Source organism: Hymenobacter plasmatis (assembly GCF_020711255.1).
Classification (GTDB): domain Bacteria; phylum Bacteroidota; class Bacteroidia; order Cytophagales; family Hymenobacteraceae; genus Hymenobacter.
The window spans coordinates 48036-74777 of record NZ_JAJFAW010000024.1; the positions used below are offsets into that span (position 1 = coordinate 48036).

The 26742-nt window shown below is 62.4% G+C and carries 26 protein-coding genes; 13 read left to right on the forward strand and 13 right to left on the reverse strand.

Translation table 11 applies throughout. The features are described 5' to 3' along the window. Positions 1 to 3 precede the first annotated feature (3 nt). Positions 4 to 1551, reverse strand: coding sequence for a glycosyltransferase family 39 protein (locus LJ738_RS21340; RefSeq protein WP_262907712.1), 1548 nt, complete (start codon positions 1549 to 1551; stop codon positions 4 to 6). Positions 1552 to 1701: 150 nt separating this feature from the next. Between LJ738_RS21340 and LJ738_RS16405 the strand changes: the two genes are divergently transcribed. Next, positions 1702 to 2319 (forward strand): hypothetical protein, encoded by a 618-nt coding sequence (locus LJ738_RS16405; protein ID WP_227787469.1) that lies wholly within the window; start codon positions 1702 to 1704, stop codon positions 2317 to 2319. Between the two features lie 23 nt (positions 2320 to 2342). Here the strand turns inward: LJ738_RS16405 and LJ738_RS16410 are convergent, their stop codons facing one another. Further along, positions 2343 to 2588, reverse strand: coding sequence for a hypothetical protein (locus LJ738_RS16410; RefSeq protein WP_227787470.1), 246 nt, complete (start codon positions 2586 to 2588; stop codon positions 2343 to 2345). Positions 2589 to 2642: 54 nt separating this feature from the next. Between LJ738_RS16410 and LJ738_RS16415 the strand changes: the two genes are divergently transcribed. Then, a complete protein-coding gene (locus LJ738_RS16415) occupies positions 2643 to 3992 on the forward strand; it encodes a YfcC family protein (RefSeq protein ID WP_227787471.1) in 1350 nt (449 codons plus the stop codon). Positions 3993 to 4154: 162 nt separating this feature from the next. Beyond that, positions 4155 to 5717 (forward strand): dienelactone hydrolase family protein, encoded by a 1563-nt coding sequence (locus tag LJ738_RS16420; protein ID WP_227787472.1) that lies wholly within the window; start codon positions 4155 to 4157, stop codon positions 5715 to 5717. Between the two features lie 44 nt (positions 5718 to 5761). Here the strand turns inward: LJ738_RS16420 and LJ738_RS16425 are convergent, their stop codons facing one another. Both LJ738_RS16425 and LJ738_RS16430 read right to left on the reverse strand, forming a co-directional pair. Further along, entirely contained in the window at positions 5762 to 6169 is a 408-nt protein-coding gene (locus tag LJ738_RS16425; protein WP_068193457.1) for a DUF6960 family protein, read from the reverse strand. A 122-nt stretch (positions 6170 to 6291) separates the two neighbouring features. Next, positions 6292 to 6975, reverse strand: coding sequence for a hypothetical protein (locus LJ738_RS16430; RefSeq protein WP_227787473.1), 684 nt, complete (start codon positions 6973 to 6975; stop codon positions 6292 to 6294). Between the two features lie 188 nt (positions 6976 to 7163). Between LJ738_RS16430 and LJ738_RS16435 the strand changes: the two genes are divergently transcribed. Both LJ738_RS16435 and LJ738_RS16440 read left to right on the forward strand, forming a co-directional pair. Further along, the gene (locus LJ738_RS16435) at positions 7164 to 9038 is read left to right on the forward strand and encodes an alpha-amylase family glycosyl hydrolase (RefSeq protein ID WP_227787474.1); all 1875 of its coding nucleotides are present in this window, start codon (positions 7164 to 7166) and stop codon (positions 9036 to 9038) included. A 98-nt stretch (positions 9039 to 9136) separates the two neighbouring features. Beyond that, the gene (locus LJ738_RS16440) at positions 9137 to 10021 is read left to right on the forward strand and encodes a YitT family protein (protein ID WP_227787475.1); all 885 of its coding nucleotides are present in this window, start codon (positions 9137 to 9139) and stop codon (positions 10019 to 10021) included. Between the two features lie 233 nt (positions 10022 to 10254). On the opposite strand, the gene LJ738_RS16445 is transcribed toward LJ738_RS16440, so the two are convergent. Further along, the gene (locus LJ738_RS16445) at positions 10255 to 10905 is read right to left on the reverse strand and encodes an NADPH-dependent F420 reductase (protein WP_227787476.1); all 651 of its coding nucleotides are present in this window, start codon (positions 10903 to 10905) and stop codon (positions 10255 to 10257) included. Positions 10906 to 11142: 237 nt separating this feature from the next. Then, positions 11143 to 11772 carry a nitroreductase family protein gene (locus tag LJ738_RS16450; RefSeq protein WP_227787477.1) on the reverse strand — a complete coding sequence of 210 codons (630 nt, stop codon included), beginning with the start codon at positions 11770 to 11772 and terminating at the stop codon, positions 11143 to 11145. Positions 11773 to 11951: 179 nt separating this feature from the next. Between LJ738_RS16450 and LJ738_RS16455 the strand changes: the two genes are divergently transcribed. From LJ738_RS16455 to trpS, 7 genes are all read left to right on the forward strand, one after another. Then, on the forward strand, positions 11952 to 13790 hold the full coding sequence (locus LJ738_RS16455) for a glycosyltransferase (RefSeq protein ID WP_227787478.1): 1839 nt from the start codon (positions 11952 to 11954) through the stop codon (positions 13788 to 13790). Positions 13791 to 13857: 67 nt separating this feature from the next. Further along, the gene (locus tag LJ738_RS16460) at positions 13858 to 14739 is read left to right on the forward strand and encodes a DUF4198 domain-containing protein (protein ID WP_227787479.1); all 882 of its coding nucleotides are present in this window, start codon (positions 13858 to 13860) and stop codon (positions 14737 to 14739) included. Positions 14740 to 14809: 70 nt separating this feature from the next. Next, positions 14810 to 15184 (forward strand): STAS domain-containing protein, encoded by a 375-nt coding sequence (locus LJ738_RS16465; RefSeq protein ID WP_046246220.1) that lies wholly within the window; start codon positions 14810 to 14812, stop codon positions 15182 to 15184. Between the two features lie 127 nt (positions 15185 to 15311). Further along, positions 15312 to 16223 (forward strand): ribonuclease Z, encoded by a 912-nt coding sequence (locus tag LJ738_RS16470; protein ID WP_262907713.1) that lies wholly within the window; start codon positions 15312 to 15314, stop codon positions 16221 to 16223. 68 nt (positions 16224 to 16291) lie between these two features. Continuing rightward, a complete protein-coding gene (locus LJ738_RS16475; RefSeq protein ID WP_227787481.1) occupies positions 16292 to 17038 on the forward strand; it encodes a queuosine precursor transporter in 747 nt (248 codons plus the stop codon). A 30-nt stretch (positions 17039 to 17068) separates the two neighbouring features. Beyond that, positions 17069 to 17689: a hypothetical protein gene (locus LJ738_RS16480; protein WP_227787482.1), complete on the forward strand. Its 621-nt coding sequence runs from the start codon at positions 17069 to 17071 to the stop codon at positions 17687 to 17689. Positions 17690 to 17697: 8 nt separating this feature from the next. Continuing rightward, the gene (trpS, locus tag LJ738_RS16485) at positions 17698 to 18672 is read left to right on the forward strand and encodes a tryptophan--tRNA ligase (protein WP_227787483.1); all 975 of its coding nucleotides are present in this window, start codon (positions 17698 to 17700) and stop codon (positions 18670 to 18672) included. 216 nt (positions 18673 to 18888) lie between these two features. Here trpS and LJ738_RS16490 read toward each other — a convergent pair whose 3' ends face one another. From LJ738_RS16490 to LJ738_RS16510, 5 genes are all read right to left on the reverse strand, one after another. After that, positions 18889 to 19800, reverse strand: a complete 912-nt coding sequence (locus LJ738_RS16490; RefSeq protein ID WP_227787484.1) for a hypothetical protein — start codon at positions 19798 to 19800, stop codon at positions 18889 to 18891. An 89-nt stretch (positions 19801 to 19889) separates the two neighbouring features. Next, entirely contained in the window at positions 19890 to 21107 is a 1218-nt protein-coding gene (locus LJ738_RS16495; RefSeq protein WP_227787485.1) for a CaiB/BaiF CoA transferase family protein, read from the reverse strand. Positions 21108 to 21152: 45 nt separating this feature from the next. Next, positions 21153 to 21842: an ATP-binding cassette domain-containing protein gene (locus tag LJ738_RS16500; RefSeq protein ID WP_227787486.1), complete on the reverse strand. Its 690-nt coding sequence runs from the start codon at positions 21840 to 21842 to the stop codon at positions 21153 to 21155. Further along, positions 21839 to 22171, reverse strand: coding sequence for a hypothetical protein (locus tag LJ738_RS16505; protein WP_227787487.1), 333 nt, complete (start codon positions 22169 to 22171; stop codon positions 21839 to 21841). The genes LJ738_RS16500 and LJ738_RS16505 overlap by 4 nt, the downstream gene beginning before the upstream one ends. 43 nt (positions 22172 to 22214) lie before the next feature. Continuing rightward, positions 22215 to 22955, reverse strand: a complete 741-nt coding sequence (locus LJ738_RS16510; protein ID WP_227787488.1) for a class I SAM-dependent methyltransferase — start codon at positions 22953 to 22955, stop codon at positions 22215 to 22217. Between the two features lie 291 nt (positions 22956 to 23246). On the opposite strand from LJ738_RS16510, the gene LJ738_RS16515 reads away from it, so the two are divergent. Next, positions 23247 to 24992: a DEAD/DEAH box helicase gene (locus LJ738_RS16515; RefSeq protein WP_410779925.1), complete on the forward strand. Its 1746-nt coding sequence runs from the start codon at positions 23247 to 23249 to the stop codon at positions 24990 to 24992. A 198-nt stretch (positions 24993 to 25190) separates the two neighbouring features. On the opposite strand, the gene LJ738_RS16520 is transcribed toward LJ738_RS16515, so the two are convergent. Next, the gene (locus tag LJ738_RS16520; RefSeq protein WP_227787489.1) at positions 25191 to 25577 is read right to left on the reverse strand and encodes a hypothetical protein; all 387 of its coding nucleotides are present in this window, start codon (positions 25575 to 25577) and stop codon (positions 25191 to 25193) included. Between the two features lie 130 nt (positions 25578 to 25707). Beyond that, the gene (locus LJ738_RS16525) at positions 25708 to 26604 is read right to left on the reverse strand and encodes a 1,4-dihydroxy-2-naphthoate polyprenyltransferase (protein ID WP_227787490.1); all 897 of its coding nucleotides are present in this window, start codon (positions 26602 to 26604) and stop codon (positions 25708 to 25710) included. Between the last annotated feature and the right edge of the window lie 138 nt (positions 26605 to 26742).

The following is a 26742-nucleotide window of genomic DNA, read 5'->3' on the forward strand; positions in this document are numbered from 1 at the left end:
AACTTACGGCTGGCCCTCCCAGGCGGCCATGCTGGTGCGCCACTCCTGCCGTACCTGCGTCCGGATGGCGCTATCGGGCCGCAGGCCGATGGAAATGGCCGTGCCTTGCTCACGGGCATAGGGGTTGGTGATGGCGCCAAAGCGGCGCAACGACGTAAAATGTGGGGCCACTTCATCAGTGGGCTCGTCGTCGACGATGATGACGGCCTGGCAGTGGTCCAGGGCCGGGTACCAGAACAGGTAGCTGCCGTTCATGCTGCTGGCCCGCGGCATGGGCCGGGCGCGGTTGTAGTAATTGATGGCGCTGGCCTGGCCGTAGTTGCCGCAGGATATGAGCGTGTGGGCCCGCACCGAATCGGGCAGGGTTTGGTAGGCGGCCCAGGTTTTGTCGGCCAGCTCGCGCCAGCCCAGCATGTCGGCGTAGTCCTGGGGCAGGGCGTGGTCGCGGCCGTCTTCCCAGCGGTAAATGCCCAGGTGGGCGTAGCGGGCGTGCAGGGCGGCCATGGCCGCGGGGCTGCGCACCGGAAACATTAGGGGCAGATACATCACCACAAACGCCAGCGGCAGCGCCACCAGCAACGGCCGCAAGGCAGTTTTCCAGCGGAAGTTCCTCAACTCGCCCCATTGAGCTATGCGGGTTTCCCACCACACCGCCCCGAAGGCAAACAGCACGGGGTAGTAGCCCAGGGCGTAGTAGCTTTTGCCGTGCAGGGCGGCCAGCAGCGCCACACCCAGCACCGCCACCCAGCCCACCGCGCAGTAGGGCCGAAATGCCCGCCCCAGCAACAAGGCCAGTAGCCCCGGCACCCACACCCAGCTGGCGGCCACGCACATCAGCAGCTGGTCTTTCCAAAAGCCGGCGGCTTCCACGTGCACCAGCTGGCTGTCGTGCAGCAGGGCCATGTGGTGCAAAAACGGGATGCCGTGCCGCAGCTGCCACAGCACATTGGGCAGCCACAGCAGCCCGGCCAGCCCCATCGCGCCCCAGAAGTGGCGGTTGAGCAGCAGCCGGCGGCTGGACGTGAGCAGCAGCGCCCCACCCAGCGCAGCCATGAAAAACAGCGTGGTGTACTTATTGAGCAAGCCCAGACCCAGCCCAATTCCAATTAAATAGAGGTAGCGCGTCCGCCCCTCCTGCAGGAAGCGCACCAGCCAGTACAGGCAAAACATGAACCCGAACACCTCGAAGGAATTGGGCTGAAACAGGATATTGAGCCGGGCAAAGCCCGTTCCCAGGTAGCAGGTGCAGGCCAGGCTTTGGGCAAACCAGCCGCTGCCCAGCCGCTGGGCTAGCCGCCCCACCAAATACACCGTGGCTGAGCCCCACAAAAACGGCCAGAAATGCACCCACCCCTCGCCCCCGCCCAGCGCCAGCGTGAGCCAGCCCTGCGCCGCGATGAGCGGCGGCACTTCCAGGTAGCCCCAGGCCAGGTGCAGGCCCTGGTTGAGGTAGAGGTATTCGTCGCGCTGCAGCTCGTAAGTTGGGCTGATGAGGAAGTAGCCCGACACGAATTTGAGCAGCGCAAAGAGCAAGGGTACCAGTCGTTTCATCCGGAGCACAAGCAGTGGGTGCGCAGAGGAGCGCAGCGGCACAAATCTATCGGGCCTATTTCATTTTGAGTTGCTTAGATTCCAATATCCGGGCCGTAGTTTTATTTTTTATCATCCCACAATGCCTTTGGTTAACCCACTACCCTGGCTATGATAGTTTACGGCTACAGAGGGTCGCACTTGCGCACCGAGCCCATTCCCGGCGTAATTTGCCCCCACTGCGCTGCGCCCGAAGCCCTGCAAGTAAGCTTGTACTGCCGCTACGCCTACGTCTACTGGATTCCGCTGTTTCCGTTTGCCAAGCCTGCGGTGGCGGGCTGCGTGCGCTGCCGCCTCACTTGGGAAGGCAAAGCCTTGCCCGCCGAGGTGCGCAGTTCGGTGCGGAGCACGAAAAAGCAAACCCGGCTACCACTCTGGAACTGGACGGGCACGGGCCTGCTGCTGCTTGCCCTGGCCTGGGGCGCGGTCGACAGCACTCGCGATGACCGCGCCAACGCGGCGTATTTAGCGGCCCCCCGCGCCGGCGACATCTACACGGTACACGAAAACGACTCCGCCCCGAACTACTCTTTGCTGAAGGTGGTCAGCGCCCGTGGCAATGGTGTACAGGTGGTGGCCAATGAGTTTCAAATCGACAACAACCATCCCATCGACGCACTCAACGCCCCTGCCAAGTACAGCAAAGAACCCTTCACGCTCACCAAGTTCGACTTGCAGATTATGAAGAACAAGGGCCAGCTCACGGACGTGGACCGGCTGGAGGAGTAGCCTACGGCGCCGCTGCTCTTGGGCTACAGGTTGCTCGGAAGCTGCACCAGGCGAAGGTAGTCGCCGAGGCCCGAGGGCTTTTGGAAGACGTGGATGAAGAGGATGGCCTCCTCGCCCCGGCTGCGCCAGATTTCGGCATAAAAGCCTTCCACGGCGTACAGCGTCAGGTCGAAGCTGTCTTCCTGGCGCTCGGCCAGGCGGTGGCCGTGCCGGGCGAGGTGCTCGGCCTGGCAGCGCTGGTGCAGGGCTTTGAAGGCGGCAATGGTCATGGGAGCGGAACGGTGCTTTTGCAAAGTTCGTGCGCAGGCGCCCTACTTTGTGCCATGAACACCTTTCGCTTTCCTCATCCGCTGGTGCTGCTGGTGGGCTTTATCATCCTGGCGGCCGTGCTGAGCTATGTGCTGCCGGCCGGCCGCTTCGACCGCCGGCAGGACCCCGTGGCCAAGCGCGAAGTGGTGGTGGCAGGCTCCTACCACCACGTGCCGGCCACCCCCGTTGGCCCGCTCGACATGCTGGTGGATATCCCTAAAGGTCTGGCCGATGCAGCGGGCGTGGTGTTCCTTATTTTCCTGGCCGGCGGCGCCTTCACGGTGGTGGACCAGACCGGGGCCCTGCGCCACGGCGTGGATTGGCTGCTGGCCCGCACGCAGGGCCGCGAGGTGCTGGTGATTCCGCTCATTGGCCTGCTATTCGCCACCATGGGCGCCCTCGAAAACATGGGCGAAGAAATTATTGCCCTCGTGCCGGTGCTGCTGGTGCTGGTGCGGCGCCTGGGCTTTCCGGCGCTCACGGCCGTGGCCGCCAGCGCGGGCGCCGCGTTTGTGGGGGCCTCGTTCAGCCCAATTAACCCGTTTCAGGTGGGCATCGCCCAGAAACTGGCGCAGCTGCCGCTGCTCTCGGGCGGTGGCTACCGCATGGCGTTTCTGGTGCCGGCCCTCGCCTTTTGGCTCTGGGGCACCATTCGCCATGCCCAGCGCAACCGCGTGCCGGTGGCCGTCACCCCGCAGGACTTGCAGGCCGATGCCGCGGGTTCCGGGCGCCACGGCCTCATCTTGCTGCTGATGCTGCTGGCCTTCAGCTTCTTTGCCTACGGGGTGGTGCAGCAGGGCTGGGGCTTCGAGGAAATGGGCGCGTTGTTCTTGGCCCTGGGCGTAGCGGCCGGCCTGCTGGGCGGGCGCGGCCTCACCGGCACGGCCGAGGGCTTCGTGACGGGCTTCCGCGACATGGCATTTTCAGCCATGCTCATCGGCTTTGCGCGGGCCATTTTCGTGGTGCTCGACCAGGGCAACATCGTGGATACCATTGTGCAGGGGCTGGCCACGCCCTTGGCGCACTTGCCGGTAGCGTTTGCCGCCTTGGGCATGATGGGCGTGCAAACCGCCCTGCACGTGCCCGTGCCCAGCGGCAGCGGCCAGGCCACGCTCACCATGCCGCTGCTCACACCCCTCTCCGACCTCATCGGGCTTTCCCGCCAGGTGATGGTGCTGGCATTTCAGTACGGCGCGGGCCTCTGCGAATTGATTACGCCCACCAACGGCACGCTCATGGCCATGCTCGCCGCCACCGGCGTGCGCTTCGACCAGTGGTTCAAGTTTGTATGGCCGCTGTACTTAGGCTTGCTCGCGCTGGGTATCGCCAGTGTAGTCGTGGGCATCGCCGTTGGGCTGAATTAGCGCATGGGCAGTTGCCGCAAGGCAGTGTTTCGGTTTCTGAGCCGAACGAAAAGTTGAACCAAAAAATAATTTCTAATAGTACCTTGTTTTGCAAGGTACCGGAACTATGTTTGTGCTCTAATTCTTCCGCCCCGAACGCTCCCGCCCTTATTTTCTACCTAAATGATACGCTCCTGGCACTTCCGAACCGTCTTATTTTTCCTCCTCTGCAGCCTTGGCGATGCGGCCCGGGCCGGTTCCGGCTTTGCCGACCTCAAGCCGGGTCCGTACGGCGTCGGCTTCCGGGTGGTGCAGCAATACGATTACGCGCGTTCCTACAGGGACAAAAATGACCCAGTTACGGGCAAGGCGTACCTCGGCGAACGGGCGCGGCCGGTGCAAACGCTGGTGTGGTACCCGGCCCCCAAAGCCGGCACGCCCCTGCGGTACGCCGACTACATGCGCACGGAAGCCACCGATGAGATATTCGGCCGGAGCGCGGCCCAGATAGCGGCGTTTATGGCCGAGCGGCAGCAGTGGACGGCCTCCCGGGTAGGCCCGAAACAAGCGCAGGCCCTGCTCGACCAGCGCATGTGGGCCGTGGCAAATGCCCCGGCCACCACCGGCAAATTTCCCGTGGTCATTTACGCCGCCGGGGGTGGCGGGGCGGCGCACGAAGCGGCCGACCTGTGCGAGTACCTGGCCAGCCACGGATACGTGGTCCTGGCCAGCCGCAGCCTGGGCACGCACACCAAGTCCATGAATTTCGACCCCGAGGGCCTCGCTACCCAGGCCTGCGACATCCGGTTTCTGCTTTCCTACGCCCACACCCTGCCCCAGGCCGATGTGGAGCAGGTGGCCGTAGCAGGCTGGAGCTGGGGCGGGCTGGCCAACGCCCTGGCCGCCTCCCAGGACTCGCGCATTGACGCGCTAGTGAGCTTCGACGGCACCCAGTACAAGGACCTGACCAAAGCCGTTTCCCGGACGCGCCTTGCCCTGCCGTGGCTGTACGTGCAGCGCCGCCCCGAATCGGTGCGCGAGCTGAGCGCCGACGGCATGGAAACCTCCTCTATCCTGCTCAACGAGGCCAAGTACGCCGACCTCTACCACGTAGTCATGAACCCAATGGAGCACGTGGACTTCTCGACCGCGGCCCTGCGCGTGGCCCAGTTGGAGCACTTCACGGAGTATTCCCGCCCCGAAGTCGAAGCGGCCTACCATTGGACCTGCCGCTACACGCTCGAATTCCTCAATGCCAACCTGCAAGGAACCGCCCCTGGTCGCCAGTTCCTGGACCGCACGCCGGCCCAGAACGGCGTGCCCGCGCACATGGCCCTGCAGTACCACCTGCCCGCCCAAACCGGCCCCGTGCCCACGCAAGCCGGCTTTGCGGCCGCGCTGGCCCAGGATGGATTCGCCCACGCGCTGGAAATCTACCGCCAGGTGCAAAAGCAGGACTCTGCGTTTGTTCTCTCCGAAACGGACCTCAACAACTGGGGCTACCAGCTGATACGCGAGGCCCACGACCTGCCGGCGGCGCTGGCCATCTTCCGCCTCGGTACGGAGCTCTATCCCAGTAGCTTCAATCTGTTCGACAGCCTGGGCGAAGCCGATGAGCTCAACCACAACACGGCCGCGGCCCTCACCCACTACCGGCGCTCGCTGGAGCTGAACCCGCAGAACCGGAATGCGCAGCAACGCCTGCAGGTGCTGAGCGCCCCCGCGCCGGCTATGCCAGCCAACTAGAAACATTGGAGAATTAGCGCGCCCCATCGCGGGCGATGCGCCGCTTAGTCGGCCCGCAGCTCGGCGGCCGTGAAGATGCGCGGCAGCTTGCGCTTGCGCTCCACTATCTGGTAGGTAGCCGTGTCGGTGGACTCGTTCCAGAACACGTCCGATACGTGCCCGAAGTGCCGGTACTGGCCGGGCTGCGGCGTCACTTCTTCTACCGAGTCGCCGAAGCTAAACTTGGGCTTGTGGTAGATTTCCTTGAACAGCTCGGGGCGCACCAGAAACTGCTGCTCGTCGTAGCGAATCGTGACCCACTCGCCCTCTTCGTCCTCGCTGATTTTCTCAAACAGCTTGCCCACCGGCTCCAGCAGCTCAAACGAGCGGCGGTTGGCGGGGTGGATATACCGGAAGCCATATTCTGGCGACCAGCCATAAAGACCAAAAATGACGGGTTTGGGACGGCGCATGCTTCTATAAACGGCTAAACAATGGGCAAAGAACACGCGAACAGCCCAATTTGCTCACCGCCTACGAAAATTATCGGCGGGTGCCGCCCATTCTTTTCACTCTAAATCTCTCATTCGCAGGCTTACTCGGCCTGCTTTAGTGATTTCTGGGCGTGCGCCAGCAGCCGGTCGCGGTGCGCGGTGCCGTCGTGCAGGGCATCGAAGGCGATGCGGTGCTCCTGGCCATTGGTACGGCGCACCACCACGTCGGTAGCGCCGGCCGGCTCCACGGCAGCAATGTCGGCCCAGCGCAGGTGGTGGGCCCGGCCAAAGTGGCCCGTGCGCACGGCAAAGCCCTCGGGGTGAAGGTGCAGAAACAACCGCCCCGTCAGCTGCTGCGCGCGAAAGGCCAGCACCACAAACATGCAGGCGGTAGCAGCATAAATCCACGGCAACACGTGGAAGCGGTGCGGGGCGCCCGCCAGCTCGGCCGCGTGGTGGCGATGCCAGATGTGGTAGCCCTCCAGGGCCAGAATGGCGGCCGCGGCCAGCTCCAGCCACGCCACCCGCTCCACCTGAAAAGGGTGGTGGCGCAGGTGCAGCATCTCGCGCACCATCAGCACGAGGTAGACCACCCCTACCGCCGCCTCCAGGCCCGTGAGCAACGTAAGGCGCTCGGCACCAATGACAACAGGCGCAATGCCCCACACCAGCACCAGCGCGGGCCCAAAATGCCCCAGGGTTTTGCCAAACTGCCGCCGTACGTGGCGGCGCTGAAAGAGCGTGGTGCGTTCTTCGGGGGCAGGTGTGGGCGTGGCGGCGTTCATGCCCGAAAGTCGGCAAAAAAAGCACAACGCCGCACGGCAAGATTCATTTTATCCGTAGAACAGCGGTTTGAGCCAAACCAGGCCGTGCTTTGTGGCCGAAAGGTGAGCAGTTTCGTATTGCTGAGTTAACTGCCACTTGGCAGCAGCCGCATCTTGGGCTGCGCCGGCGGTGGCCTCACGTTTTTTTAATGCCCCACTCCTCCGCTTCCGTCCCTGTTCGCGCCAAAGCCGCCCCCAAAGCTCCTTCAAAAAAAGCGCCTTCCCTTGCTTCCGCCACCCTGCAATCGGGCATGGGCGCCGTGCCCCACGACCGGGGCACCACCTTCCGGGTGTGGGCCCCTCACGCCGAGGAGGTGGCCGTTATCGGCACATTTAATAACTGGGCCCCGAAGAAAAACCCCTTACAACCCGAAGGCAACGGCTATTGGGCCACCGACGTGGCCGGGGCCAAGCCCGGCGACGAGTACAAGTTTCACCTCTGCCGCGAGGGCCAGGAGTTTGACCGCAACGACCCCTACGCCCGCCAGGTAACCCACTCGGCTGGCTCCTCGGTCATATTCGATTCCAGTTTTGACTGGGGCGACGACCACTTTCAGATGCCGAGCTGGAACGAGCTGGTGATTTACGAGCTCCACGTGGGCACGTTCAACGCGGCCGATGCCAGCAGCGTGGGCACCTTCCTGAACGTGGTGGAGAAGCTGCCCTACCTGCGCGATTTGGGCATCAACTGCATTGAGCTGCTGCCCGCCACCGAGTTTCCGGGCGACCGGTCGTGGGGCTACAACCCCGCCCATCCGTTTGCGCTGGAAAGCGACTACGGCGGCCCCATAGCCTTCAAGGAGCTGGTGAAGCAGGCCCACCAGCACGGCATCGCGGTAGTGCTCGATGTGGTGTACAACCACTTTGGCCCCGGCGACCTCGACCTCTGGCAGTTTGACGGCTGGAGCGAGAACGACGGCGGCGGCATCTACTTCTACAACGACTGGCGCGCCGAAACGCCCTGGGGCCACAACCGCCCCGACTACGGCCGCCCCGAGGTGCGCCAGTACATCCGCGACAACGCCCTGATGTGGCTCAACGAGTACCGCTGCGACGGCCTGCGGGCCGATGCCATTGCCTTCATTCGCAACGTGCACGGCGAGGACGACCCGGCCGCCGACCTGCCTGACGGCTGGAGCCTAATGCGCTGGATAAACGAGGAAATCGACCAGACCATGCCCTGGAAAATCACCATCGCCGAAGACCTGCGCGGCAACGCCAGCATCACCGAAACGGTGGGCAACGGCGGCCAGGGCTTCGACTCGCAGTGGGACGGCTCCTTTGTGTACCCCATCCGAGAGGCCCTCACCATTCAGGAAGACGCCGACCGCGACATGCAGGCCGTGGCCACGGCCCTGGGCCAGCTCTACAACGACAACGCCTTCCGCCGCGTCATCTACACCGAAAGCCACGACGAAGTGGCCAACGGCAAGAGCCGCGTGCCGGAGGAAATCATGCCCGGCGACGCCGCCCACTGGTTTCCGAAAAAGCGCGCCACCCTGGGTGCGGCCCTGGTGCTCACCGCGCCGGGCATTCCCATGCTATTCCAAGGGCAGGAGTTTCTGGCCGATGGCGCCTTCTCCGACGCCGAACCCCTGCAGTGGGAGCGCGTGGAGGAGCACGGCGGCCTGGTGCACCTCTACCGCGACCTGATTGGGCTGCGGCGCAACCTGGGCGGCAAAACCCGGGGCCTGGGCGGGCAGCACACCAATGTCTTCCACGTAAACAACGAGGCCAAGCTGGTGGCGTTTGCCCGGCAGGCGGGCGAGGGCGGCCCCGGCGACACCACCGTGGTACTGGCCAATTTTGCCAACCAAGGCTACGACGGCTACACCATCGGCCTGCCCGGTCCGGGCCACTGGCAGGTGCGGTTCAATAGCGACTGGAAAGGCTACGACGGCGATTTCAGTGATTTCGACAGCTTTGGCGTCGATGCCGAAGAAGGCGAGCAAGACGGCCTGGGCTGGCACGGCAGCTTTGGCCTGGCGCCGTATTCCGTGCTGATTTTATCGCAGGAAGGCTAGCTTGCGGGCTAGCTGCTCGCCTTGAAAACGGGAAGTGCAGCGCCAGCCCGGTGCTGCACTTCCCGTTTTTTATGGGCCTCACCTCGAACCCTACCCCTATGACGAACGCCTCCAAAGCCATCAACCGCCCTGCCTCCGAATGGGAGAACGCGGCTTTCATCATTGCCGGCGTGTTTTCGGCCGCCTTTGGCCTGAAGGCCTTTCTGCTTTCCAGTCACTTTATCGACGGGGGCGTAACGGGCGTTTCCATGCTGCTGGCGGCGGGACTGAAGCTGCCGCTAGCGCCTTTTATTCTGATAATTAACCTCCCCTTTGTGGCCCTGGGCTACAACCAGATGGGGCGGCGGTTTGCCCTGCGCAGTGCCTTGGGCATCGGGGGGCTGGCGCTGGTGCTGGCCTTTGTGCCCTTCCCCGACGTCACCCCCGACCTGTTGCTCACGTCCGTTTTCGGCGGGGTGTTCATCGGGGCCGGGATTGGGCTGGCCATGCGCGGCGGCGCCGTGCTCGACGGCACCGAAATAGCCGCCCTGCTGGTGAGCCGCCACCTGGTGCTGCTCAAAGTCAGCGACATTATCCTGATTCTGAATCTGCTGATTTTTGGCGCGGCGGTCTTTGTGCTGGGTACCGAGCCGGCGCTGTACTCCATGCTCACCTACTTCGCGGCGGCCCGCGTGATGGAGTTTGTGCTCAACGGCATCGAGCAGTACACCGGCGTCACCATCGTGTCGGAAGCAAGCGAGGCCATTCGCCTGGCCATTACCGAAGGCCTGGGCCGGGGCGTCACAATTTACCAGGGCAAGTCGGGCTTTGGCCGGCGCGGCGACCAGCTCCACGAGCGCGACATCATCTTCACCGTCGTCACGAGACTGGAGCTGCCGCAGCTCCGGGCCGAAGTGCAGCGCCTCGACCCGCAAGCGTTTATCGTGCAATACGGCATCGACGATGCCCAGGGCGGCATTATCAAGAAGCGGCCGCTGCACTAGCTCTAAAACAATCAGTTTAGACGTCATGCAGCGCGCAACGAAGCATCTTGCTTGCACTAATAAACCCAATCGGCTGTCATGCTGACGAAGGAAGCATCTTATCACGTTCGGACGATTCGTTCAAACCTGATAAGATGCTTCCTTCGTCAGCATGACAAATGGCGCGGGTGAGATGCTTCGGTGCGCTCGGCTCGGCCTGACGGCCAATCCGAATGGCGAACCAGAGCACTCGCTTAAGCTTTCTTGAGCAGCTTGAAGGCGTGGGTCCACTGGTTGGCGCGGAAGCCGGGAATGCACCAGAGTATGCTCAGCGGCTCGATGGCCCGGGCGGCTTCGGCGCCACCCATGTCTTCGGGGTCGAAACCGAAGGCGCGCACCACCCCGGCTGCTTCCGATTTGGCACCTTCATCGTTGCCGCAGATAAACATGGTGGGCCGCTCGCCGCCGTAGTCGGGGTTGACCATCACGGCCGCCCCGATGCTGTTAAAGGCCTTCACAAAGTTGGCGCCGGGCACGGCCTGCTGGCACTCTTCCATCAGCGACTCGTCGAAGTTCGTAAAGAACCGTAGCACACCGTTTTTCGGCGGCACGTCATCAATGGGGTTGGTGGCGTCCAAGATGGTTTTGCCGGCCATGGTGCTGGCATCCAGGGTGCGGAGCAAGTGCATAGCCACATGGCCTTTCACGGCCAGCACCAGGAGCTCCCCAAAGGCCGCGGCGTCGGCAAAGCTGCCCACGCGCCCCGCCGAGCCGGCCTTGGCCTGCCAGGTGGCCAGCTTGTCGGGGTGGCCGGTGCCCAGCATCACGGTGTGGCCTTGGCCGATAAACCCATCGGCCAGGGTGGTAGCGACCACGCCGGAGCCCAGAATGCCAATATTTTTCATAGAACGAGCGGGTGTTGAGGTAAAGTCGAGAGAAGATAAAAATAGGGTATATCCGCTTTTATATCAAGCTGAACAGCTGATAATCAACTTACTTTAGGCCTCCTTTTAGCTCAACTATTCCAACGCACCTACCTGGCAATGGGCCCGAAAAAGAGCCGGCTGGAGCAGCGCGATGTGACGCGCCGCTCCAGCCGGCTCCATAACCTGATTCGTTGGGCTCAACAACGCCCAGCCCAATTACACCGTGGCCTGGTCGTAGCGCTCGGTGGCCGGCGTAGGCCACTCGCCTTCAAACATGAACTCGGCCAGCGGCTTGCGAACGCGGGGCGCTATTTCCTTGTCGCGCAGCCCATCGGGCAGGCTGGCGGGGTCGCCGGGGTAGCCCAACGTGAACACGGCCACCGGCTCGTACCCGGCGGGCAGGCCGAAGGCGGTGCGCACCTTGTCGATGGAGAAGCCGGCCATCTGGTGCACTTGCAGGCCCAGCTCGGCGGCCTGAATGGCGAGCGTGGCGGTGGCCTGGCCCACGTCGTGCAGGGCGTGGCGGTTGGGGTTGTCGTCGTGCGAGAAGTGGAGCTTGGCGATGCTCACGACCAGCACGGGGGCGCTTTTGGCCCACACCTGGTTGAATTCGCCCATGCTGCTCAGGATTTTATTGTAGGCTTCGGGGCTGGTGGCGCGGGTGCCCACCAGGTAGCGCCAGGGCTGCTCGCCAAAGCAGGACGCGGCCGAAGAAGCGGCGGCAAAAACCTGCTTGAGCACGTCGGCCGGCACGGGCTGGGTGCTGTAGGCCCGGGGGCTGCGGCGCTGCGCCAGCACGGGCAGAATGGGAGATTCGAGAACGAGGAGGTTGGTGGTATCGGCCATGAGCGGCTAAAAATGATGAGAAAGAATGCCGGTAACCGCGGCCGGGCCCCGATGTTTTGGCGGCCAGCCGGGTGGTTTCCAGCTCAAGTATTCAAAAAAATCCATTTACAGTGGCAACTAAACGCCAATGAGCTTACCTTTCGCCACCTTCCTTCCACCGTTCCTTCGCCTGAGCCCCCATGCCCAATACGTTAATCGCCTCCGAACCCTTGTTTCCCGACGCTTTGCTGGTGGAAGTGGCTTGGGAAGTTTGCAACCAGGTGGGCGGCATCTACACGGTTATCCGGTCGAAAGTGCCGGCCACCATGCCGGCCTGGGACGACCGGTACTGCCTGCTGGGCCCGTACTTTCCCAACCAGGCGCAGGGCGAGTTTGAGCCGCTCGACGAGTTGGCCGTGCACACCGCTTCCGACCCGTTTGGGGCCGCCGTGCGCACCATGCGCGCGCAGGGCTTCGAGGTGCACATCGGCACCTGGCTGGTAACGGGCCGGCCCCGCGCGGTGCTCATCAACCCGTTTCAGGCCTACCCCCAGCTGGGCCAACTCAAGTCGGACCTCTGGCAGCGCCACAGCATCCCCTCGCCCGACAACGACGACTTGCTGCACCAGGTCATCGCATTCGGGCACCTCACCACCATTTTCTTCCAGCACGTGGCGGCGCAGGTGCCGCCGGCGCAGCGCCTGCTGGGCCACTTCCACGAGTGGATGACCGGTGTGGCCATCCCGGAGCTGCGCCGCCTGCAAGTACCGGTGCACCTGCTATTTACCACGCACGCCACCCTGCTCGGCCGCTACCTGGCCATGAACGACCCCAACTTCTACGACCACCTGATGTGGGTGAACTGGGAGGCCGAGGCGCGCAAGTTCAACATTGAGCCGGCCGTGCGCATGGAGCGCGCCGCCGCCCACGGCAGCCACGTCTTCACTACGGTGAGCGAGCTCACGGTGCGCGAGTGCATTTACCTGCTCGACCGGATTCCGGACGCCGTGCTGCCCAACGGGCTCAACATCGAGCGGTTTGTGGCCCTGCACGAATTCCAGAACCTGCACCAGCAGTACAAGGCCAAAATCCACGAGTTCGTGATGGCGCACTTCTTCCAGTCGTATTCCTTCGACCTGGACCAGACGCTGTACTTCTTCACCTCGGGCCGCTACGAGTACCACAACAAAGGTTTCGACCTGACGCTGGAAGCCCTGGCCCGGCTCAACCACCGCCTACAAGTGAGTGGCATCGACCTGAACGTGGTGATGTTTTTCATCACCAAACGGCCCTTCACCAGCATCAACCCCCAGGTGCTGGAGCGCCGCGCCATGCTCGACGAAGTGCACGAAACCTGCCGCGCCATTGAGCACCAGGTGGGCGAGCGGCTGTTCTACGCCGCTGCCTCGAGCGCCGACCACAAGCTGCCCGACCTCGACAGCATGGTGGACGACTACTGGAAGCTGCGCTACCGCCGCACCCTGCAAAGCTGGAAAACCAATGCCCTGCCCTCGGTCATCACCCACAACCTGGTGAACGACCAGGACGATGACATCCTGAACTTTATGCGGCGGGCCAAGCTACTCAACCACCGCCACGACCGGGTGAAAATGGTGTACCACCCCGATTTTGTGTCGCCCTCCTCGCCCCTGCTGGGCATGGAGTACGGCCAGTTTGTGCGGGGCTGCCACATGGGCGTATTCCCGAGCTACTACGAGCCCTGGGGCTACACCCCGCTCGAATGCGTGGCCCGCGGCGTGCCCGCCATTACCTCCGACCTGTCGGGCTTTGGCGACTACGTGCTCCAGACCATCCCCGACCCCGAGCAGAAAGGCATTTTTGTGGTGCACCGCCAGGAAAAATCCTTCGACGAGTCGGCCGAAGAGCTCACCGAAATGCTCTGGCAGTTTGTGCAGCTCAACCGCCGCGAGCGCATCATGCAGCGCAATGCCGTGGAAAGCTCTGCCGAGCTCTTCGACTGGAAAAACCTGCGCGTGCACTATGACCGGGCGTATGCCCTGGCCCTGGACCGGAAATAAGGCACCGTTCTTGCCAACGGGACTGAAAGCGGCAGCCATTCGGCCGCTTCGGCAGCCTGGGTGCTCTATGAAAGTAAAGTCCTTGTTCATTTGCGCAGGCCTGCTGGGCTTTGCCACGTTCACTGGCCTCGCCCACGAGTTCTGGCTGGAAGCGCCGCGCTTCCGCATTCAGCCCGGCCAGGTGCTCAACTTGCATCCGCTCATCGGCGCCGATTTCAAAGGCGAGCCCTGGACCAACAAGGCGGCGAAGGTGCTGCGCCTGGTGCGCTACGGCCCCGCACCTGCCGACTCTACCGACCTTACCCCCACTCCTGGCCTGGCCCCAACCGACACTTTTCGCACGGCTTTCGCCTTTGCGCGGCCGGGCACCCACATTGTACTTCTGCGGTCTACCAATTCCTATATTGAGCTGCCCGCCGAACAGTTTACCGCCTACCTGCGCGAGGAAGGCCTGGACTTTCCGCTCAAGCTGCGCCAGGAGCGCGACCAGCAAGCCACCGCCGGCCGCGAAACCTACCGGCGCTGCGCCAAAGCGCTGGTGCAAGTGGGCGAAGCCAACGCGACTGCCGCCGTTTCGGACAGCGCTTGCCTGCACATATATGGCTTGCCGCTGGAGCTGGTGCCGGAGCAAAACCCCTACCGGCTAGCCACCGGCAAATCCCTGACAGTACGCGTGCTACGAGCCGGCTTACCTGTTTCGGGGGCAGCGGTGCAGGTGTGGCAGCGCCATTCCGGCGGGCTGCCCACCACTCATTTTACCACCCGCGCTAACCAAAACGGCCGCGTGTTGTTACGACTATCCGGACCCGGCCCATACCTGCTGGCTACCGTCAACATGACCGAGGCTCCGGCCAGACTTCGCGACCGCGCCGATTGGCAATCTACTTGGGCTTCGCTCACCTTTGCGGGCCCGCCCGCAGCCCCGTCAAGGTTTACCACGAAACATTAGCCAACTTCACCCAAAATTTTGGGTTTTTTCTTTACCTTCGCCGTTCTCTTACCCTCCTTGCCTACGCTGTATGAAGTACACGATTGATAAAAAAGAAAGCTACACCATAATCACGATTGAGGAAAAGAAGCTCGACACCACTGTTGCGCCCGACCTCAAATCGGAGTTTGTGAAGCTTAACGCTGAAGGCATTAACAACCTGATTCTCGACCTGACCAACGTAAAATATACGGATTCGTCGGGCCTCAGCTCCATTCTTATCGCCAACCGGTTGTGCAATTCTACCGGCGGCCTTCTGGTGCTCACCGGCTTGCAAGACCACGTGCTCAAGCTCATCACCATTAGCAAACTGGAGTCGGTACTGCACATTTTGCCCACGGTAGAAGAAGGCATCGACCGGGTTTTTCTGCACGCCATCGAGCGCGACCTCACGGATAAAGAGTAGGCTGAAGTTGTCAGTGGTTGGTTGTCAGTTGTCAGTTTGTTGAAGCTGGCAACCGGCAACCAACTTTTTATTACCCCCCTGCCAGCACCCTGACCACCGCCACTTATCAACTGACAACTATTTCGCCTTGACTTTTGAGCTGAAGATTTTGGGCTCCGCCTCCGCTACGCCGGTCCTGGCCCGCCACCCCACGGCGCAGGTGCTCACGGTGGGCGCGAATAGCTACCTGATTGATTGCGGCGAGGGCACCCAGTGGCAAATGCTGGAGCACCGCGTGCGGCCCCATCAGCTGCGGGCCATTTTCATCTCGCACCTCCACGGCGACCATTACTTTGGGCTGTTTGGCTTGCTGGGCACCATGCACCTGCAGGGCCGTACCCAGCCGCTGCAAATCATCGGCCCGCCCGGCCTCGACGAGGTGCTCACCACGCAGGCCCGGGTTTCCAACATGCAGATGGGCTTCACGATGGAGTTTATCCCCGTGGATACCGAAGCGCATGCCGTGGTGTACGAAGACGCGCTTATCACCGTGGCGTCGCTGCCCATGCGGCACCGCATTCCGTGCGCCGGCTACTTGTTTTCCGAACGGCCGCGACGTGCCAACCTACTGAAGGACAAGCTGCCTGCCGGGCTCCGCCCCGAGCAGCTCGCGCGCCTGGCGCAGGGCGAAGACCTGGCCGCCGATGAGCACCAGCCCGGCCTGCGCCACGCCGACGTGGCCGGCCGCCCGCCGACCCCGCGCCGCTACGCTTTCTTCTCCGACACGCTGTACACGCCCGCCCTCGCCGACCTCATCCGCGGGGCCGACCTGCTCTACCACGAAGCCACCTTTCTGGAAGACCTGAAGGAACGCGCCGCCCAAACTCACCACAGCACTGCCCGCCAAGCCGCCCAGCTCGCTCACGATGCCGGGGTGAAGCACTTGCTGCTGGGCCATTTCTCGAGTCGCTACAAAGCCCTGGAGCCGCTGCTGCACGAGGCGCAGCCGGTGTTCCCCACCGCCCAGCTGGCCACCGAAGGCTTGGTGGTGAGCTTGTAACCATTTTAATTCGTCACTATTTGTGTTGTCATCCTGAGTGCAGCTCAAGATGACCAAAGCTTGTCGCCATGAGTCCTTTCGTCCACAAAAAGCAGCAGTTGTACCTCGTCCTCAGCGGCATTTTTCTGGTGAATGCACTGCTGGCCGAAATCATCGGCGTCAAGATTTTTTCGGCTGATAAGCTCATGGGCTTGCCCGGCAATCTCACGGCGGGGGTGCTCATCTGGCCCGCCGTGTTTGTCACCACCGACATCATCAACGAGTACTTTGGCAAAGCCGGCGTGCTGCGCATCAGCTACCTCACGGTGGTGCTTATTCTGTTTGCGTTTGGCGTTATTTTCCTAACTACCAAGCTGCCGCCGGCCGATTTTTGGCTCGATGTGAACAAGACCGATAACCTCGGCCGGCCGTTCAACATCGACTTTGCCTACCAGAGCATTTTCCGGCAGGGCCTGGGCATCATCACCGGTTCGATTGTGGCCTTTGCGGTGGGCCAGGTGCTCGACGCCACCATTTTCACGGCCATCCGCAAGGCTACCGGGGGCCGCTTTGTGTGGCTGCGCGCCACAGGCTCCACGCTGATTTCGCAGTTGGTCGACTCCTTTGTGGTGCTGTACGTGGCCTTTTACCTGTTCGGCAACTGGTCGCTGAGCCAGGTTCTCAGCGTGGCCAACACCAACTATTGGTACAAGTTCGCGGCTGCAATTCTGCTCACGCCCGTCCTCTACCTTGCCCACTTTCTCATTGACCGCTACCTGGGCCCCGAAGAAACGGCCGAGCTGCAAGAAGAGGCCGTGGAGAATGTGAGCGTTTGATGCTCTGCCCTTATCTATTCTATTTATATTTTGATAGTTATTCGTCCGTTAATCTTCGTGCTTGTAGCGGCGGCAATGCTGCTGCCCGGCTTGGCTCAAGCCCAGTTTAAATTCGCGCCCGGCACCTACGAGCTGGCCAACGGCGCCAAAGGCACGGCTTCCCTAAAGCTGGTGCTAGCGGCTGGGGGCAGCCCAACCATGGTAGTAGGCGTAAAAAACGGCCGGGAGCACAAGTTTCGCAGCAACGAAATCACCGCCTTCACCATCGATGGCCATCGGTTTGTGCAAGCGGCCAACTTCCGTTTTCGCAGCGGCGACGATGCCGGCTTTCAGGACCCAGCTATTCTGGAAATAGTGGAAACCGGAAAAGTTGAGCTGTTTTATTATTACTACCAGGTCACGATGGGGCCCAACTTTCTGGCCCATGTGAAGCTGCATGTGCTGCGCAAGCCCGGCACCAACACGTTCTTTGCCTACAACCCCGGCCGCTCCCCGGGCTTCGACTCTAAACTAGCTCCCGGTACTTTTGTGGCGGCGCTCTTCCCCGCCGACCCGGTGCTGCAGCGGAAATTTGCTACCAACGGCATCAGCCTGGCTCAACTCCCCGCCGCCGTGCACGCCTACAACCAAGGCGTGCGTTTCACTCCCTAATTCCCTCCATGTCCCGCATTCTTACCGGCATCCAAAGCACCGGCCGCCCGCACTTGGGCAATCTGCTCGGCGCCATTCTGCCCGCCATCGAACTGTCGAAAAACCCGGCCAACGACTCGCTCTACTTCATCGCCGACCTGCACTCGCTCACGACCGTGCGCGACCCGGAGCTGCTGCGCCAGAACACCTACGCGGTGGCCGCCGCCTGGCTGGCCTGCGGGTTCGACACCGAGAAGAACCTGTTCTACCGGCAGTCCGACGTGCCGCAGGTAACCGAGCTGACCTGGTACCTGAGCTGCTTCACGCCGTACCCGATGCTGGCCAACGCCCACTCGTTCAAGGACAAATCGGATAAATTATCCGACGTGAACGCCGGCCTCTTCACCTACCCGGTGCTGATGGCGGCCGACATTCTGCTCTACGACGCCGAGATTGTGCCCGTGGGCAAAGACCAAATTCAGCACCTGGAAATAGCGCGCGACATTGCCGCCACCTTCAACGCCCGCTACGGCGAAACGCTGGTGCTGCCCCAGGCCCGCGTCGATGCCGAGCTGATGACCATCCCCGGCACCGACGGGGCCAAGATGAGCAAAAGCTACGGCAACATCATCGATGTTTTCGCTCCCGACAAAGAGCTGCTAAAAGCGGTGAAGACGATTATTTCCGACAGCACACCGCTGGAAGCCCCAAAAAACCCGGACACCGATACCACTTTCAAGCTCTATTCGCTGCTGGCCACCCCCGAAGAAACGGCCACCCTGCGCGCCAACTACGAAGCGGGCGGCTACGGCTACGGCCACGCCAAGAAAGAGCTGTACGAGTTGATTCTCCGCCGCTTTGCTACGGAACGCGAGCAATTCAATTTCTACATGAACAACCTGCCCGAGCTCGATGCCAAGCTGGCCGTGGGTGCGCGCCGCGCCCAGGAATACGGCGCCGACGTGCTGGCCAAAGTGCGGCAGAAAGTAGGCTACGGGCGGTAGGCCTGACTGGACCTGTCATTGCGAGCGGAGCGAAGCAATCCGTCCTGGTCTCAGCGACTAGCCCAATAATGTGAAAAGCCCCAGCTCTGGATTGAGTCGGGGCTTTTTGCTTTAAACGAGCTTGTCACTTCTGAGGGCAGGTCGCGGAGAGAGGAAAGATTGCCGCGCTGCGCTCGCAATGACAGACGAGACTAACTCATATGCAATGCCCAAAAGCTAGTACTCCTGCTGATTCGAGAAGCTGAAGCCGACTTTGCTGCCGCGGCTCACCTGCTGGTTTTCCAGCTTTTGCTTGACGTTGATTTTCTGAATCTCGGCCAGCGGCGGCGCAATCAAGTCATTATTAACGGCGGCAATCATGGCACTTTCCACGAAGAGGCGCATCATATCGGGGGTGATTGGGTTGTCCGACATGTCGTTGTCGGGCAGCTCCAGCTGCTGCACCCCTTCCAGGAAATAGTGGTTGTTGATGTTGACTAGCAGGCGGCCCACGAGGTAGCCGGGGTCGTTCATGCGTTGGTACTTGATGCTGTCGGCCATGAAGTTGTAGGCCATGATATGGCCGAAGAAGCGCCGCCGGAAGTCTTGGTTCACGTAGGCACTGGACATCGGCCCGTAGTCGTCGGGAAACGTGACGATGTTGGAGTGCATGATAAATATCAGCAAGTCGCCCGAAAACCGGATGTGAAACTCCATCTCGTTGATGGGCCGGTACTCAATCATCACGCTCGAATCCAGCGGCGTGAGCCGGCGGGTTAGCTCCACTACCAGCTCCTGCGAAGCCAGCCGCAAGCAGTCAAATGCCGCCTGCGTATTGCGAAAAATGGCCTGCTTCGCGGTGGATTTCTGCTTGAGGCCTTCGAAAATTTGGTCGAGGCGGTCGGCGGGCGTTTCAGCGGGCGAGCCGGCTTCGGCAGTGGGGAGGTTGTCGGTAGCGGTTGCCCCGGTGTGGCTGGCATTCAGTGCCGGAGTAGCGTCAGACTTGGCTTTCTTCGCCGAGCCGGATTTTGCGGTCTTTTTCTTGAGCGAAGCTGCCGGGGCCGTGGGCTCGACGGCAGTGGGAGCCACCTTTTCGGTGGTGGTAAACAGCTCGGGCTCGGCGTGCTTTTTGGTGGTTGACTTGGCCATGCGAATAGGAAATAACGCCCTGGGAAACAGCGGCGAAAAGGAACACAACGAAGGTAAGCGCAACCGCTGGGGAAATTTCGACTGGGCGGCTACCCTGCAGGTGGTACGGAAATAAGCGGGGCATTAGTTTCGGGCGCAGTTCCTGTAGCTGAGGCAAAACCGGTGGTTCCGCCTTGCCCAAGTGTGGGTGGCGCGCTCAACCTGTCAGCTACTACCCACCCATCGCAGCGGAATGCCACCGTGCGCAGGCCGGCGCGCATTGCCCCCGCCGCGGGCAGCAGCAGCATGGCCTGGGCCAACGGCTGCTCCAGGGCCTCGCCTACTGTGTGCACGGCCCCGGCTGGCACGGCCAGGCGCGCTAGCTCCGCCAGCAGTTCGTCGCCATTGAGGGCGGCTATGCCCTGGCTGAGCATGGCTTCGAGCTCGGCGCGGTGGGTTACGCGGGCGGGGTTGGTTTGGAAGCGGGCATCGGTAGCCCAGTTGGGCTGGCCCAATGCGGCGCACAGCTTCCGAAACTGGCCATCGGAGCCCACGGCCAGCACCAAATGGCGGCCATTGGCAGAGCGGTACACCGTGCCGTAGGGCACAATGCTGGGGTGGCTCGAGCCCATCGGCAGCGGGTCGTGCCCGGTCACGAGGTACGTAGCTGCCATATTAGCCAAGGCCGACAAAGCACTGTCGAGCAAGCTCACATGCACCGAGGCCCCTCGCCCCGTCCTTTCCCGTTGATACAGCGCGGTGAGCAGCCCTTCCTTGAGCTGGTGAGCGGCCAGCAAATCCACCATGGCCACGGGCATCTTCTGGGGTGGCCGCCCGGGGCCATCGGCGTTGAGGTAGTAGAAACCGGCCTCGGCCTGAAGCACGGCATCGTAGCCGGCGCGCGCATTATCGGGGCCGTAGCCGGTGAGGTGCCCGTAAATAAGCCGCGGGTTCTGGGCGGCCAGCGTGGCGTAATCGGCCCTAAGCTTCTCGGCATCGCCGGGCTTGTAGCTGGCCAGCACGATGTCGGCCTGGGCTGCGAGTCGCTGCAGCTCAGCCTGGCCAGCTGCGGTGGTCAGGTCAAGTACCAACGACTGCTTGCCCCAGTTGGAAGCCGCGAAATAGGCCGAAACCGACGCCTCAAAAGCGGCGCTGGGAGTGGCTGTTTCGGCCGCCGTTTTCCAGGTGCGCGTGACGTCGCCGGTGGGGCTTTCCACCTTCAATACTTCGGCCCCCAGCTCCGCAAAAAACTGCCCCACCTGCGGGCCCGCCAGTACGGAAGCCAGCTCAAGAACGCGGAGGCCGGCGAAAGGAAGTTGATTATTCATGGGTTCACAAAATAAGCGGCCGTAAAACCTCCCCAGCAGGTGGCGCTAATGGGCCAGATAGCCGTTGTCCCGCAGTTCCTCCCTCACGTCGCCTTCCAGCTTGAGCAAGCGGCCCTGGTGCAGCAAATAAACCACATCGCAGAGCGGCAGCACTTCGGCGTAGCGGTGGTCGGTTATGAGCAGGCCCTTGCGCTGCTTGAGGCGCTGCATCTCGTCGGCCAGGGTTTCTACGTGCACGGGCATCACGCCGGAAAATGGCTCGTCGAATAGTGAGAAAGCCGTGTCGGCGTGGAGCAGCAGCAAGGTTTGCAGCAGGCGCGCCGAACCGCCCGACAATTCGCCGGCGCGGCAATCGAACTGGGCCCGTAGCGCGGGGAAGCTGGCCGTGGCTTTCTCCAGGTCGACCCCCAGCAGGCGGGCGGCTTGGCGCAGCGGTAAGGAGGGCGGCAGCAGTGGCTCCTGCGGCAGGTAGTTTACCAGTCCCGGCCGGTGGAAAGCCGGCACCACGCGGTGGCCGTTCACGCGTACCGACGCATCGGCCACGGCCCGGGCTCCAAAAATAGTTTGGAGCAACACCGATTTGCCGCTGCCATTGCGGCCCAGCAAGCCCACAATCTGGCCGGTTTGCACGCGCAAGTAAATATTGGCCAGCACCTGCCGCGCCCCAAACGCCACCCGAATGCCGTCGGCTTCCAGCACCTGCGGGCCCGCCGGGTTCCAGGTCGCGGCCCTCACGCCAAGCTGGCCCGCATGGCCAGTGCGCCCCCCAGAAAAACGAGCCCATCCAGCGCCACCACGCTGCTCCACAGGCGCCGGCGCGACATGCCCAGGTTGAAATAGAACCAATACTGGTTGGGCCGCAGCTGCTCGGAGAGGTACCATACCACCGGCGCCGTGGCCAGTTTGGTGAGCAGCAGGCCGGGCAGCAAGCCCACGCTCCAGCCCTCCTGCAATGCCGGCAGCAGCACGGCCAATAGTATCAGGGCCGACAGGCCCAGCATGAAAGGCGCCACCGTCCGATAAAACAGCAGTAAGGCTCGAGCGTGGGTAGCCAGTAGGGTCATAACATGGGCCTTCGTGAGGCACACCAACGCGGGCCGCAGCAGATTATTCTATTCGCCCGGCCCGCGCAAAAACCGGAAATACCACCTTCCGCTCGCCGGGTCCCCACCGCTGCGTTACTTCCTCCGCAATCAGCGCCACGGCGTCTTCGCCCCGCTCCTGCTGGTACTTGGCCACGCTGGACCACGTGCCCAAGTAGTGCAAAAACCACTCGGCCGACCACTGCCGCTGCACCGCAAAATGCGCCCGCCGCACCCGGGCAAAGGGAAAGGGAATGCGCGCGTATTCATCGTCGATGTGCCAGCGGTTGGCGTCCCAATACGGGCCCATGGTGTCGCGGTAAAAATGCCCTATGAGTGCGTCGATTTCCGGGGAGATTTGCACCAGGCCGTAGCCCCACTCGGCCAGCACCGCGCCGGGCCGGGCCACGCGACGCACCTCTTGGTGGTAGGCCTCGGCCTCGAACCAATGCACGGCCTGCGCCACCGTGATGAGGTCGAACCGCTGGGCGGGAAAGGGCGTGTGCTCGGCGCGGGCGGTTTGGTAATGGAGGTTGGGCCGCGGTGGCGCCTGGGCTAATTGCTTTTCGCTCAGGTCCGTGGCATCGACCCGCACGAAGGAGTCGGCCAGCACGGCGGCTACCTGGCCGTTGCCGGTGGCACAGTCCCAGGCCCGCTCGCGGGCCGCTACCTGGGGCAGGAGCCACTCGTAGAGCGCGGCCGGGTAGTCGATGCGGTAGCGCGCGTAGTCGGCGGCTTGGGCTGAAAAACGGTCGAGGGCGGGCATGGGGTAAATGTAGAGATGCCGGATTTGGCAGCGCCGAAGAACATTGGTGTTAAAGAACGGTCATGCTGAGCGGAGCCGAAGCATCTCTACCGCGCAAGTAATCCAATCAAAAGAGGTGGTGACACGGTAGAGATGCTTCGGCTCCGCTCAGCATGACCGGCTGGCGAGATGGGCAAGACAACCCTCTCTAAAATTGCTCTCGACTGTGCCCTATCTTTACACCAAATCAAGCGGTTTGCTGGCCCAAGCACCAAGGTCAGCCCAATATTTCAACCCCAAATAAGCTGAACCTTGACGTTTCACGAATTTAAACTCCACGACGACCTGCTGGCGGGCATCGACGCCATGAATTACCAGCAGGCCACCCCAGTTCAGGAGCAGGCCATTCCCAAAATCCTCGAAGGCAAAGACCTGATTGCCTGCGCTCAAACCGGCACCGGCAAAACCGCCGCCTACCTGCTGCCGCTGCTCGACAAGATTTCGCACGCCAAGCACGGCCACACCACCACCCTCATTCTGGTGCCCACGCGCGAGCTGGCCACCCAGATTGACGAGCAGGTGATGGGCTTCGGCTACTACGTGGAAGCCAGCAGCATCGCCATCTACGGCGGCGGCAAATCCGAGAACTGGGAGCAGCAGAAGCGCGCCCTTACCAGCGGCGCCGACATCATCATCGCCACGCCCGGCCGCCTCATTGCCCACTTGCAAATGGGCTACGTGAAGTTCGACCAAATCAAGTACCTGGTGCTGGACGAGGCCGATAAGATGATGGACATGGGCTTCTCCGACGACATCTTCAACATCGTGCGCCAGCTGCCCAAGGAGCGGCAGACCCTGCTGTTCTCGGCCACCATGCCCACCAAAATCCGCGACTTCTCGCAGCAGATTCTCAAGAATCCCGAGGAAATCCGGCTCGCGGTTTCGAAGCCGGCCGCCGGCATCGACCAGCAGATGTACATGGCATTCGACCGCCAGAAAATCTACGTCCTCGAGCACATCATCAAAACCCAGGACGTGCAGAGCATGGTGCTGTTTACGAGCCAGAAAGCGGCCGTGGGCGGCATCGTGAAGGCCGTAAACAAGCTGGGCATCGAAGCCCGGGGCATCAGCTCCGACCGCACGCAGGAAGAGCGCGAGGAAATCATGCGCGCCTTCAAAAACAAGCAGTTCCCCATCCTGGTAGCCACCGACGTGCTGAGCCGCGGCATCGACATCGACTCGCTGAGCCACGTGGTGAACTACGACATTCCGCGCGCTGCCGAGGACTACGTTCACCGCATCGGCCGCACGGCCCGCGCTGCTACCAAAGGCACGGCCATCACCTTCATCTCCGACCAGGACCAGGACCGGGTGGTAAAAATTGAAAAGCTCATCGAGCGCGACCTCGAGAAGCGCAGCATCACCGAAGAGCTGGGCCTGGGCCCGGCCCCGGAGTTTGACCCCAAGCGCTTTGCAGGTCTCGGTGGCAAAATCGGTGGCCGCCCCGAACGCGGTGGCCGGAGTGGCGGCAGCGGCGGAGGTCGCAGTGGCGGCTTTGGTGGTGGAGGCTCCCGCGAAGGTGGCCCGCGCCGTGAAGGTGGTGGAGGCCGCGACGGCGCTCGTGACGGTGGCCGCCCGCCTCGCCGCGACGCCTCCGACCCCAAAGACCCCAAGCACATCGAGCGCATGGCCAACGCCAAAAATGCCCTCGCGGCCCTCGATGCCGGCCACGCCCCAACCGTGCCTTACCAGCGCCCGCCTCGCCCCGAAGGCGAGGCCCGCCCGCCGCGGGAGCCGCGCGCCCCTCGCCCCGAAGGCGAGCAGCGCCCACCCCGCGAGCCCCGCGCTCCACGTTCCGAAGGCGAACAGCGGCCGCCCCGTGAGCCACGCCCGGAAGGCGAAGCTCGCGCTCCACGCGCAGAAGGCGAATCGCAGGAACCCCGCGCCGAAGGCGAACGCCGCCGGAGCCGCGGCGGCCGCAACCGCAAGCGCGGTCCCAAGCCGGAAGGCGGCGGCGAGGTAGCTGCTCCAGTTGCGCCCGCCCCTACTGCCGAGTAAGTTTTAGCTCAATAAAAAAGCCCCGCTGTGTAGCACAGCGGGGCTTTTTTTATACGTGTTTTTTCCTGCACTACCGTTTTGGATACCAGGTACGAAGGCAGCTTTTGTAATGCTGGGTTGGGCTAAAACACATAGGACAACGAAAAGGCAGCTACTGCTGGCCGCCTTTGAATGGGCACTGGGCCTGATGATTGGGTTCTACTCCTTCATAGAGCGCACCAGTCCTTTCAAAAACTGGATGCCGCCGAAGATGATGGCGCCCCAGGTCATGAAATAAGACCCTCCGTCTGCTGACGCCATGGCGTAGGTAAAGCCCGTGACGAGCAGACCGCCTCCCAGCCACAACCCGCCGTGCAGCATGTCTTTGCGAGCCGCTTCCCGATATAGCTTCTGGTATTCCGGGCGCAGTTCGCTCACTACCGCTTGGGCTACCTCATCGGTCGCGCCATTTCCCAAGAGCAGGGCGTGGATTTGGGCATCCGACTTGCCGGCGTGCATTTGCTGGGCGGCATACTGAAACAGCTGGTCGAGGGCCTGCTGTTGCTCAGCTTGTTCGGCCTGAATCAGGTCCTGGGAGATTTCCATGAAAGTAGAGGGTGACGGGGTATCGCCGGATATATTGAAGAATGTGAATCTTGCTGTTAAGCTACACCCATTCCACGCTTCCAACAACTTCTATCACGCCCCTTCCCCAAACCAGCTCAAGCCTTTTAAGCTAGCCCACTACCTGCCCAATCCCGAATAATACTGTGAAAACCAGCGTGCTCAAGGCCATCTGCTTAAGCAGTGGGTCAATTTGCATGGAGTCCTGCCGCTGCCACACCTGCATGGCATTGAAGGCAAACAGCGGCGTGCTCAGCGCAAACAGCCACTGCCACGGGGAGTGATAAGTAAGGGCCACAAACACAGTAGCGCAGCCCAGGCCCAGCAACAGCAGCAGCCAGTGGTAGCGGCGCGCGCGGGCGGGCCCCAGGCGCACGGGAATGGTGATTTTGCCGGCCAGCACGTCGGACTGGATGTCGCGGATGTTGTTGACGTTGAGCACCGCCGTAGCGAAACAGCCCAGGGCCGCGGCCGGCAGCAACACCTGCATGGGCAGGGCCCGCGTCTGCAGGAAGTAAGTGCCGCACACGCCCACCATCCCAAAAAACAGAAACACCGAAATGTCGCCAAACCCGGCGTAGCCGTACGGATTAGATCCGGCCGTGTAGTTCACGGCGGCCCAGATGGCGGCCAGGCCCAACGCCAGAAAGCCCAGGAACAAGCCCAGGCCCGCGGTGCCCAGCGCAAACCACAGCAGCGCCAGGCCGCTGGCCAAAGCCAGAAGAGCACAGATAAACATGCCGCGCTTCATCTGGGCCGGCGTGATGGCGCCGCTTTGCACGGCGCGCTGGGGGCCCTGGCGGTGCACGCTGTCGGCCCCGTTTTGGGAGTCGCCGTAGTCGTTGGCCAGGTTACTGAGCACTTGCAGCAGGATGGTGGTGAGGGCTGCCAGCCCCACTATAAGCCCGTTGAAGTGGCCCGCCGCCGCCGCCAGAAAGCCCCCGGTAAGAATGCTGGCCAGGGCCAGCGGCAAGGTGCGGGGGCGGAATGCAGATATCCAGGGTGACATGGGCAGCTAGAAGAAATGGAAAGACAAAAGAACGTCATGCAGAGCGCAGCGAAGCATCTTGCTCGCTTCGTTGCAACATTAATTAAATCGGTTAACGATTGTAATTACTGTGGCACGCGAGATGCTTCGCTGCGCTCT